Source organism: Waterburya agarophytonicola KI4, assembly GCF_020640915.1.
Lineage (GTDB): Bacteria > Cyanobacteriota > Cyanobacteriia > Cyanobacteriales > Xenococcaceae > Waterburya > Waterburya agarophytonicola.
Genome location: NZ_JADWDC010000055.1, coordinates 20,830 through 32,196 on the forward strand (window position 1 = coordinate 20,830; position 11,367 = coordinate 32,196).

Here is an 11,367-nt window from a genome sequence, read left to right on the forward strand (position 1 = left end):
ATGTTGATTTTAACTTATGAGTACAAACTAGAACCAACTTCCGAGCAGGTCGATCGCATTGAGAACACGCTTGATGTATGTCGTTCTGTATGGAACTTTGCGCTCTTGTATCGTAAAGACTGGTGCAAGTCTCGTAAGTCATTAATCAATGCTTGCTCGATTGAACGTGAATACATCATGTCAGTCGATGAGCCATTCCCTAACTACCATGTACAGGCAAAACAGTTAACAGAAGCCAAGAAAAATAATGACTTTCTCAAGTCTGCTAATGCTCAGGTTTTGCAGCAAACACTGAGGACATTAGACAGAGCATGGGATGAGATGAAGGCAAGAGGTTTCGGGTTTCCTCGCTTCAAAAACAAGTACCGATTGAGATCGTTTGTTTTTCCTCAGTTAAATAAAGACCCAATATCTGTTGACTCAATTAAATTGCCTGGACTCAAAGAAGTTAAATGGCGAATGTCTCGTCCGATTCCTGATGGGTTTGTTCCCAAGCAAGCAAGAATAGTAAGAAAGGCATCTGGTTATTTTGTGATGCTGTCACTACAGCTAAATATTGATGTTCCTAATTCTTGCCCTCACGGACATCCTAGAGGTTTAGATTTAGGTTACGACAAGTTTGTAGCTACCAGTGACGGACTAGAGATTAAGCGACCTCGATTCCTCAAAACTCTACAATACAAGCTTAAATTGCTGTCTCGTAGACTGAGAAATAAACAAAAAGGTTCAAGTAATCGGCACAAGTTAAACCAAAAAATAGCTCGTCTACATCAGCGTATATCTGATACTCGTAAAGACTGGCACTTTAAGTTAAGCCATCAACTTGTCAGCGACGCAGGAATGATATTTATTGAGGATATCAACTTTGTCTCGTGGCAAAGAGGAATGCTCTCAAAACAAAGTGCTGATGCTGGTTTCGGTCAGTTTGTGAGTATTCTTGAGTGGGTATGTTTTCTCAGAAATGTGTATTTTGCCAAAGTCGATAAAGATGGCACAAGCCAAACTTGTCCTAACTGTGGCGCACATACAGGCAAAAAGACTTTAGATGTCAGAGTTCATTGCTGTCATGAATGCGGATATACAACCACAAGAGATGTGGCAGCTAGCCAGGAAGTAAGAAATCGTGGAATCTCTGCGCTAGGGCATAGCGTAGCTCAAAATGTCTGTAGACTGGAAGCGACGGGGAGCATTGGTCACAATGTTCTAGTTGGCACGGGACGAAGCAGAAAACTAGCATCGTGAGGTGTTAGAATCTCCCGTTAAAAATCTTTGATTTTAACGGTGAGAGCATGTCAATCTGGTAACTGGATCGATAATTATCTTTTGGGACATTTTGGTTAGCGGTTGGTTGTCAGTTGTAAATCAAAACTTCCTACTTCTGAACTCCTGACTCCTGATACAATGCAGGGCTTGGTCATGATATCGCAAACTCTTACTTGTCTGGGATCTAGACCTCTTGCTGGTTAGAAAGACCTATCATTTAGTTCTTTCTATCTTTAAGGTAGATTAATAAATTGAAGAAATTGTGAGGAATTTGATTTCGGGGATCGATAATTCACTATGAAGAAGCAAGTTTATTCTGTTTTTTAAACTTTTTGCGACAGAATCTGCGATCGCACTTGTTCCCAATAACTAAATAACTAAATAACTAAATAACTAATTTTGAAATAGTTCTCTAACGTAATCTTCGATAGTACTATTAGCGGAAATGAAAGCGACCTTAATGGTGGGGGAATTTTTATTCGTGGTGCAGCCAGTTCGGGAGCTAGTCCCATCGCGATCGCCAATTCTACCTTTCTCCGACAACAACGATATTTAAAGCCTTTCTGTATTAAGCATTAAGCACTTTGAACCCATTCATAAAATTCAATTTCCTCGTTGTCACATTTCTTCTGACAGGTTTCGCATTCTTCAGCGGTAGCAGATTTTTGAACTACGCCCTTTTGCATTAAACTTTCCAGCATGGGATTAAGAGTCTGGCGATCTACTTGTAGATAGAGTTTCATCTCGGCAATGGAAACCCGCTGAAAATTGCAGACAAATTCTTGTAATTCTTGTAAGTTCACGATCGCAATCTCTAACTAATCTAGACTTGAGATAACTCTAGCCGATTTATTTTTGTTTTCAGTCAAATAAACAATTTTTGTAATAAATCACATAAATATTTATTGAAAAAGCAATAACCTGCGCTTTCCTTTATGCAAAGCGGTATCCTTTAGGGCGTTACCCTTTCTAGAAAGATCGGGTACTTAAGATACCAAATTAGACGATAGCTTTTAACAATTTGGCTAGTATGGAAAATAAGAATAGTAATCAAAGAGATCGATCTGGCTTTGGAATATGCTCAAAGTCGTGGCTTGTTTCCCCATGATATTCATGGAGGCAATGCCATGATGTTAGATGGCAAAGGATTAGTAGTAGATATCTCAGACTTCTTAAAACCCGAACCTTGTTTGGCTTGGTCGGATCTGAAAATTGCCTACAATTGGCTATATTTACCTCTGTTTTCTTGGCATCGATTACCGTTGCCCTATTTCATTTTAGATCTAGTACGTTTCATGTACCGTCTTTGGCGAAGCTGGCGAAAAGTTATTAACTTCAGTCATTAAACCAGCTACAGATGGGATTTATTGTAATTGTCACCAAAAAAGCGATCGCATTGTTCGCAAAACATAATCAATCTCCTTCTCTGTTGTTTTTAATGATCAATAACTAAACTTCTTGATAAATTTGTTGTTCTCGATTGATGAAAATATCCGCTAAAGCTTCGTAAGCTTCCGTCCAAGCTGCTATAACATTAGGAGTAGCAGCATCTCCCAATACATCTTGAATTGCCTTTAACAAACATTCCCCCACGACGGGATACTGTTCTGGCAAGACATGGGTAGCAACATGACGGTGGGCAATTTTATCCACGGCTGTTTTTAATGCCCCTAAATCGTCAATATGGGTAGCGTAAGCATATACCGCTGTAGCGAGTTTGGCTGGCTGACTACCGTTGGCTTGTGCCGACATATCAAACTGGGACTTTACTTCGGGATGGGTGGCAAACATGATTTCATACATCCGCTTTGTAATGGTTTTGCCATGTTTTTTCAAGACGGGGGCAGTAGATTTAACAATGTCGATAGTTTGTTGGCTAATTTCCTGGGTCACGATCGCTTACTCCGATAAGATGAGATTGAGGTTAGTTGTCATGAGTCAGATCCAAACTCGATACTCTTACTTTGACATCAAGTTTTCGTCCCGTCTTTGAGGTAGCTCATGTTTGGCGATAAAGTTTTGTTATGTTTATCTTCAGTCAATCTTGGAAATGCAGGTTTAATCTTCAAAAATATCCAATTGTTCGATCGCTTTACCATCTTTATCTTTCTTGGGCTGTGTTTGTTGAATACCCTTACGTAAGCCCAAAGCAATTTTACTGTGTTTTTCTATTTGTCCCATTACCTGTCTAGCCCTACTTATTACCGAAGGAGGCAAACCTGCAAGTCTTCCTGCTTCAATACCATAAGATTTGCTTGCGCCACCCGCAGTTACTTGATGGAGAAAAATAATCTTATCCGCCATTTCTTTAACGGTGACTTGATAATTGGCTACGTTGCTTAATATTGATGCGAGTTCGTTTAACTCGTGATAGTGAGTAGCAAAAATAGTTCTACCTTGAATATCCGTAGCTAAATATTCCGCTACCGCCCAAGCAATGGAAAGCCCGTCAAAAGTAGCCGTACCTCTGCCGATTTCATCGAGGAGGATTAAAGATTTAGGGGTGGCGTGGTTGAGGATATTTGCCGTTTCGTTCATCTCCACCATAAAGGTAGATTGCCCTGTAGCTAAGTCGTCTACCGCACCAACGCGGGTAAAAATGCGATCGCAGATAGCAAGTCTTGCTTCTGTTGCGGGGACATAACTACCAATTTGAGCGATAAGTTGAATTAAACCTATTTGTCTGAGATAACAGCTTTTACCACTAGCGTTAGGTCCCGTTAGAACGATCAAATCTGGATTATCTTCGCCCATTTGTGCGGAATTGGGGACAAAAAAGCCTTCCCCGATAGATTGTTCCACTACGGGGTGTCTCCCTTCAACGATTTTAATCTCTCTTCCTTCTACCATTTCAGGACAACAGTAATTTTGATAGACGGCAATTTCGGCTAATCCTGCTAAAACATCGATCGCAGCGACTGCTTTGGAAATGGTACGAATTTCTTGAGCTTTTTCGGCGACAGTATTTCTTAATTCGGCAAAGATGTCGTATTCGAGACTGCTTAAGTCATCTTTCGCTGTGAGTATTCTGGTTTCTCGCTCTTTTAACTCCGAAGTGATATATCTTTCTTCGTTGGTTAAGGTTTGCTTTCTTTGATAATTATCAGGGGCTTGACTGGCTTTGGAACGAGGCATACTGATATAGTAGCCAAAAGTTTTGTTATAGCCGACTTTAATATTAGCTACACCGACTCTTTCCCTTTCGGTTACTTCCAAGTTAGTCAGCCATTGCTTGTCATCTTCTAGTCTTTGACGAATTTCATCCAGCCTGGAATCTACTCCATCTTTAATTATGCCCCCTTCTTTTAATAAGATAGGTGGTGCGTCTACCAATCTTTCTACGACGTATGCGCCTAATTCTTCCAATTCTGGAGGGACATTGTGTAAGGCTTTTAAATAGGGAGAAGAACCAAAAGATGCGATCGCCGATAAATCGCTTAATTTGATCAAAGATTCGGATAAAGCCAACAAATCTCGTGCATTTGCCGTACCAGAACCCACTCTACCTGACAATCGTTCTATATCATATATTTTACGCAGCATAGAGCGCAAATCCTGGCGCATAGAAGTATTTTCCACTAGCTCTTTAATCGTGCTTTGTCTGGCTGCTATACCCTTGATGTCGATTAATGGTTGCAATACCCAACGGCGTAATGTTCTTCCCCCCATAGCCGTCATAGTGCGATCTAACGCCCATAATAAAGAACTGTGAAAGGTATTATCGCGAATTGTTTGAGTAATTTCTAAATTGCGTCGAGTCTGATGATCTAAAACTAGATAGTCGGCTAAACTATAGGTGCGTAGTGCTTGCAATGGTACTTGATAAGCTTTTTGAGTATCTTCTACATATTCCAATAAACCCCCCGCAGCTCGAACTCCTAGAGGAATATGAGCGCATCCCATCCCTTCGAGAGAACTTACATTAAAAGTATCTCTCAGTCTTTGACTGGCTTCGGTTAAAGTAAAAGGCTGTTGCGATCGCAATGAATAACAAAAGCTATCGGGCAAATAATCAGCTAAATACTCGGATTTTTCTCCTGGACGCAGCAAACCATTGATATCTGGCGCATTAGCGGGAATTAAGACTTCGGAAGGCTGCAAACGCAATAATTCTAGAGTCAAAGAATTTAGTTCGCTAGATTGGGTAGTAAAAAACTCCCCTGTAGAGATATCTGCATAAGCTAAACCCCAATGTTCTCCTGCAATAACAATAGCAGCCAAGAAATTATTCTTACGGGCTTGTAACATTCCATCGTCGGTTAGAGTACCGGGAGTGAGTAACTTTTGGATCTCCCTGCGTACCATCCGTTTTTCCGCAGCAGCTTGTTGGGAGTCTTCCACCTGATCGCAGATAGCCACCGCAAAACCTTTTTCTACCAACATGGTACTGTAACGTTCTAAAGCATGATGGGGTACTCCCGTCATGGCTACCCGCCCGAGTTCTTTTCCTCCTTCCTTGCTAGTTTGAACTAGTTCTAATTCTCTGGCAATGGTAACAGCATCCTGAAAAAAGCATTCAAAAAAATCACCTACCCGATATAACAACAGTGCATTAGGATATTGTTCTTTCACTTCAACATAATGTTGATACATGGGTGAAAGCTTGGATTTATCTATGTTGGTACAGTCAGTAATAATTTTTCTGTCTGTTTGGTTATGCTTCTCGGAGGACATATATCAGTGCAATAGGTATCTTGATTACTAAGTACTTTATCCCATTGCATTGGTTCATTTAACGATAATCTCGATCTGTTTTAAGATTTCTATGACAATGGAAATTTCTGATGAACTATAAAATTAGAATAGGTCAAAGCTTATTGGGATCGCTATTAACGCCGAGTTTGGCGATCGCTTTATCCAATATTTCTAACCCTCGATCGACACTCTCTATTTGAGATAAACAATCCCTTAACTGGGCTGCATCAGCAAAATCTTTACAATACCAAGCAAGATGTTTGCGCGATTGATAGATACCGCGTTGCCCTTTATATTCCCACAACCCTACTAAATGTTCCTTGGCACAGAGCAATTTTTCAATAGTCGAAGGAGGGGGTAAAACTTCACCAGTTTTCAAAAAGCGATCTATTTCTCCCACCAAAAAAGGATATCCCAAAGTACCTCGCGAACACATTACCCCATCAGCATTAGTGATCGCCAAACATTTAATTGCAGCTTCTACCGAAAAAATATCCCCATTAGCAATGACAGGTATAGATAAAGTCTGTTTAACTTTAGCAATCCATTCCCACCGCGCATTACCGTTATAACCCTGGGCGCGAGTACGGGCGTGAAGAGTGAGCATTGCTGCACCTCCATCTTCCATTCTGCGGGCAAAGTCAATAATATTTATTTCCTCATCATCCCAACCAATACGAGTTTTAACCGTTACGGGAACATCCACCGCTTCAACCACGGTTTGGACAATTGCTGCTGCTATTTCTGGCTGACGCAACAAAGAAGAACCACCACCTTTTTTAGTAATCTTATTAACAGGACAACCCATATTAATATCGATGGTGTTAGCTCCTTCTGCTACGGCTTTTTGGGCTGCTTCTGCCATAAAATCGGGGCGACAGTCAAACAGTTGAATGCTAATAGGATCTTCATCGGGTGCGATCGCCATAATTGCAGGCAATTCTGTCAAATGATGAATTTCTTTGGCACTCACCATTTCCGTATAGATCATCGATTCTGGGGCATATCGCCTTACCAACCGACGAAACACTAAATCCGTTACCCCAGATAGGGGAGACTGTAAAACACGACTATTAACTACCACTGAGCCGATATTAAGAGGGGTAGATAACTTTTTTTTAAGTTCCCCAGATAAAGAAGGTGCGATATTTCTTGGATAAATCATGATTGATTACCAAAGAGGTAAAAAGAAAAAGAGCAAAGGGAAAAGGGAAAAGGGAAAAGGGAAAAGGGAAAAGGGAAAAGGGAAAAGGGAAAAGGTTTGTTTATTTCCCTTTTTGTCGAATATTACTAATTGTTTCCAGCAACAGATCGCCAGATACCTACCAACACGCCCTGAATTTCCACATTTTCGGCTTCGGCTTTAATTGGTTCGTATTTTTGATTGGCTGGCTTGAGGGTAATTTGCTCTTGTTCTTGATAAAAATGCTTGAGAGTAGTACCGTGTCCAGAAACTCTAGCAGCTACGATATCACCATTTTTGACTTCCGAACTCGAAGAAAGCGATCGCATGACGGCATAATCACCTTCATTAATGAAGTCTTCGATCATACTGTCTCCCGTAACCCGCAAAACATAACAGTCTGACTGGGCAAATAAATCAGATAAGTCTAGTCTAGTTTTATCTTCAGTAAAAGGCTCAACTAATCCCCCAGCAGCAATTGCTCCTTCAATGGACAAACCTTTATCTGGTTGATGTAAAATTCTTAAGGTACGGGCTTTGCCATCAGTCCAATCGATATAACCCTTATTCCGCAATCTTTCTAAGCGACTTTGTACGGGGGCTGGCGATCGCAAGTTCATCGCTTTCATCATTTGTCTGATGGATGGTGCGTGTTGAGTCGAGCGAATATATTCGATCAACCAATCGTAAAGTTCCTTCTGGGCGGGAGTTAAACTTTCCATAAGTTTAGAGAATTCTAGGGTTTAATTGATGAACAAAAACTTGCTCTGTTTTCAAAGAACATAGGTACTAAATATTAGAAGATATAAAGCCCTAGAAAGTCAAGTTTCAATCAGTAAAGAAAGAAGAAGCAACCATCTCAAACAGCCAAAAATTTCTGAATTACTTCTTGACTTAATTCGGCAGTACTACCCGATGCCACGATCCCGCCCTTTTGCATTGCATAATATTTATCTGCTTGACGGACAAAATGTAGGTGTTGTTCGACGAGCAATACAGAAATACCTGTTGCAGCGATTATTCGTTTAACCGCAGCTTCGATTTCTAAAATAATCGATGGTTGGATACCTTCAGTGGGTTCGTCTAAGACTAATAAACGAGGTTTTCCCATTAAAGCGCGAGCGATGGCTAATTGCTGTTGTTGTCCTCCACTTAAATCTCCTCCCATGCGAGATAGCATAGTTTTGAGTACGGGAAATAGCTCGAATATTTCTTCGGGAATAGATTCGTTGCCTTTTCTACCTTGGGGTTTTGCTTCCAAACCCAAAAGAAGATTGTCTTTAACTGAAACGCGAGGAATTATTTCTCTTCCTTGAGGAACATAACCGATACCCAATTTTGCTCGACGATCTGGAGTTAGTTGGTTGATCGATCGCTCGGCAAAAAAAATATTTCCCGTGCGGGGAGAAAGCAAACCCATAATAGTTTTTAAGAGAGTGGTTTTACCTACTCCATTTCGCCCGATCAAACATACCATTTGCCCAGGAGGAACGCTCATGTCAACGTTGCGTAAAATATGACTTTCACCATAATAGACATTGAGGTTGGATATCCCGAGCATGATATCTGTTGCTTGTGCTTGTGTCATAAATAGCGATCGCTTGTTGGTAACAATTTATCGAACTATATTTAGACTACACCAGACAGCACAATTGTTTCTAAAGAACTTTGTGAGTGTGAGAATGCTGCTTTACATTGTCGTCATTACTAACCACCCGAGAATTATTCAGCACTCTTTTTCTTTCCAAAGAATAATTAAAATCTTGTTTGCTCGTACCCAAGGGAATAAGCTCTTTAGCTTCGGGGCGACTTTTGTAGGTACGAGTTGCTGCTGCCAGTCTTTCGGCAAAGCGATCGCATAATTCAATCTTTTCGTTGCTTTGTAGTGCTTGAGGTATTTGCACCTCATCAGAGGATAACACTTCCCCCAAAGTTGTAGAACAGGCTAATTGATAAGAAGTAGGAATACCTTTGATTAGTGCCTCTAAGGCAGCCGAAGGAATAGGTTCGATTATTCTTACCTCTTGCATTTCTCCATCGTCTCTGACAAAACAAGTTGCCAAACCCAAAACACAGTAATCTTCTCGATCTAAATCTGATGCTTGAGCGAATACAGTTCCCGTAGTCATATTTGTAAAATGCCAGTATTAAATAAAAATCTTAACTATAGCGATAGCTAACACTAAGACTGAATTTAATGTAAAACGGTTTTATTCCGTTAAATGTAAAGGTGAATTGTAACTAAAACAAATATTTTTTATCAAAGCTTATAACAAGTTCAAAATTAATTTAAGTAATTATCAGGAAGACGTTTGACCTTTTTTTAGTCATGATGCTGTTTATAAAGATTTTAAAAACCAATTTGGGGAATCTAATTTAATAATTTAAACGATAGTGAGACAGTTTGATTGGTGACACATAAGACCAGTAATGACTGCCAAGCTAAATAGTAAAGTATCACTAGGAAAAGTTTAATTGGTGCTATGAAGAACAACTTCGATCGGAATCCAAACTATATTAATTCTCCACAACCAAGAGCAAATTTCCCACTATCATCTTATAGTTTGGATTTAGCATCATTGTCTCATTGTTATTGGTCTAATTTAGATCCTAAAAGTTCGGAACACTCTTTGAGAAGTTATGTCCAAGAAAAAGCATCTCAAGGAGAATATACTATTGCCATTTCTATTCTTGATGAGTTGATTGCTCTTAATCCAGATAATGCAGCAGATTATAATAATCGAGGATTGATGCATTTTCGCAATAATCAAATGATTGAAGCTCTTTGCGATCTATCCCAAGCACTAGAAATCGATCCTCATCTTGATAGTGCTTATAATAATCGAGCTAACTGCTATGCAGCCCAAGGAGATTTGAGTAGCGCGATCGCAGATTATGACTTAGCATTAGATTTAAACCCCGCCAACCTCCGCGCCTGGATTAACCAGGGAATTACTTTCCGCGAATTAGGACTATACGATTTAGCTTTAGAAAATTTTGATATAACTCTAATTATTGGCGATGCTTTAGAAGAAAGAATTTATCCCGAACGAGGAAGAACATATCATTTAAGGGGCGACTGGAACTGTGCAGCAGGAGATTATCAAAAAGCTCTCGATGTCTTAGCCAATAAACCAGAATTAGTCAATCACAGAAAAAAAGTAACGAGATGGTTAAACGAACTATTAAGCCCTTTGATGATTAGCGATTAGCGATTCCTTATTCCTCGTTTCTCATCTTCTGGTAGCCAATAAATTCTACTTTGGTTAGGAGAAGTCAAAGAACTGTATTGTTCCATCAGACTTTGAGTTCTTTGGGGATCGAAATTATAATTCAATTGTTCTCTTAATTTAGATACTCTGGCATCAGTTTCTTGCACCTGGATGCGTAACTCTTCTAATTTTGCCTGTTGAGAAAGATGATAGGGCAAAAGTCGAAACAAAGAAGCGATCGCAGCAAGAGCAATTGCCCAACTTAAAATTAGCTTAAGACTAATCTCTGTAGTAACCCCTCGATAAGGATTTCCGCGCTGAGGAGATTTGCGACGTTTCTTTTTAGGTGTCTGCCGATGGGAATCCATGTTTGCATCTAGCGGTTAATAAATAATCAAGGATTCCAGACTAACAACTAATATGATTATTGCCAATCTGAAATCCCGATCGCGATTTACTTAGATTTTACTTAGATATTTATGTCTTTAAGACTTGTATAACTCAGTAGAAAGACGAACTGCCATAATTCCAGCAAATAATGCTACGACAAGAGCGATATAGATTTGACTATCTGAGATCATAATATTTTACTCCTTTTTTGATTTTGTGAATAAAGATATTCCATCACTAATTTGCGTCATAATCGACCCCATACAGAAGATCTTGTAACAAGTCGTAGCAAAAATCTCTGAAAGGCACGCCTTGATTTACACCTGTAGTTTACCATGTTTTTGCTCGGCGTGCCAGAGTGTGCCAGCATTGGTTTTATAGTGTAGTATGCCCCGTTAATTTAATAGTCTATTTTGGGTCTTTTTCTAATGCTGTACTAGCCTGTAGCAATATTTTAATACGACCTGCATTACCAGACGATATTTTTCGTTAGCAGAGGTTGTCCTCTGAAACGACGAGAATCGGTTAACCCCCTCTAATAGAGTAGTTAATTTAGTGTATGTGCCATACTAAGCTTAGACGTATTTACATTGCATTAACTAAATCACCTTTATTTTTTAATTT

12 protein-coding genes are annotated in these 11,367 nt (G+C 39.7%); 3 read left to right on the forward strand and 9 right to left on the reverse strand.

The window, feature by feature from the left end:
• Positions 1-1,242, forward strand: coding sequence for an RNA-guided endonuclease InsQ/TnpB family protein (locus tag I4641_RS17735; protein WP_229641916.1), 1,242 nt, complete (start codon positions 1-3; stop codon positions 1,240-1,242).
• Positions 1,243-1,838: 596 nt separating this feature from the next.
• Here the strand turns inward: I4641_RS17735 and I4641_RS17740 are convergent.
• Positions 1,839-2,066, reverse strand: coding sequence for a FeoC-like transcriptional regulator (locus tag I4641_RS17740; protein WP_229641917.1), 228 nt, complete (start codon positions 2,064-2,066; stop codon positions 1,839-1,841).
• Positions 2,067-2,333: 267 nt separating this feature from the next.
• Here I4641_RS17740 and I4641_RS17745 point away from each other — a divergent pair, with 267 nt between their 5' ends.
• Entirely contained in the window at positions 2,334-2,609 is a 276-nt protein-coding gene (locus I4641_RS17745) for a hypothetical protein (protein ID WP_229641918.1), read from the forward strand.
• Positions 2,610-2,712: 103 nt separating this feature from the next.
• Here I4641_RS17745 and I4641_RS17750 read toward each other — a convergent pair whose 3' ends face one another.
• The 6 genes from I4641_RS17750 to I4641_RS17775 all read right to left on the reverse strand — a co-directional run bounded on the left by I4641_RS17750 (position 2,713) and on the right by I4641_RS17775 (position 9,270).
• A complete protein-coding gene (locus tag I4641_RS17750; RefSeq protein WP_229641919.1) occupies positions 2,713-3,156 on the reverse strand; it encodes a globin domain-containing protein in 444 nt (147 codons plus the stop codon).
• Between the two features lie 165 nt (positions 3,157-3,321).
• A complete protein-coding gene (gene mutS / locus I4641_RS17755) occupies positions 3,322-5,856 on the reverse strand; it encodes a DNA mismatch repair protein MutS (protein WP_369426829.1) in 2,535 nt (844 codons plus the stop codon).
• 214 nt (positions 5,857-6,070) lie between these two features.
• Entirely contained in the window at positions 6,071-7,123 is a 1,053-nt protein-coding gene (dusB, locus tag I4641_RS17760) for a tRNA dihydrouridine synthase DusB (RefSeq protein ID WP_229641921.1), read from the reverse strand.
• Positions 7,124-7,248: 125 nt separating this feature from the next.
• Positions 7,249-7,863, reverse strand: a complete 615-nt coding sequence (gene lexA / locus I4641_RS17765; protein ID WP_229641922.1) for a transcriptional repressor LexA — start codon at positions 7,861-7,863, stop codon at positions 7,249-7,251.
• 137 nt (positions 7,864-8,000) lie between these two features.
• Positions 8,001-8,702 carry an urea ABC transporter ATP-binding subunit UrtE gene (urtE, locus tag I4641_RS17770; protein ID WP_369426830.1) on the reverse strand — a complete coding sequence of 234 codons (702 nt, stop codon included), beginning with the start codon at positions 8,700-8,702 and terminating at the stop codon, positions 8,001-8,003.
• Positions 8,703-8,799: 97 nt separating this feature from the next.
• A complete protein-coding gene (locus I4641_RS17775; protein ID WP_229641924.1) occupies positions 8,800-9,270 on the reverse strand; it encodes a hypothetical protein in 471 nt (156 codons plus the stop codon).
• 354 nt (positions 9,271-9,624) lie between these two features.
• Between I4641_RS17775 and I4641_RS17780 the strand changes: the two genes are divergently transcribed.
• Complete coding sequence (locus tag I4641_RS17780; protein ID WP_229641925.1) at positions 9,625-10,353, forward strand: tetratricopeptide repeat protein; 729 nt, start codon at positions 9,625-9,627, stop codon at positions 10,351-10,353.
• On the opposite strand, the gene I4641_RS17785 is transcribed toward I4641_RS17780, so the two are convergent.
• Entirely contained in the window at positions 10,350-10,721 is a 372-nt protein-coding gene (locus tag I4641_RS17785) for a slr1601 family putative cell division protein (protein ID WP_229641926.1), read from the reverse strand. The two genes, I4641_RS17780 and I4641_RS17785, sit on opposite strands and share 4 nt — an antisense overlap.
• A gap of 117 nt (positions 10,722-10,838) precedes the next feature.
• Complete coding sequence (psaM, locus tag I4641_RS17790; protein ID WP_229641927.1) at positions 10,839-10,934, reverse strand: photosystem I reaction center subunit XII; 96 nt, start codon at positions 10,932-10,934, stop codon at positions 10,839-10,841.
• Between the last annotated feature and the right edge of the window lie 433 nt (positions 10,935-11,367).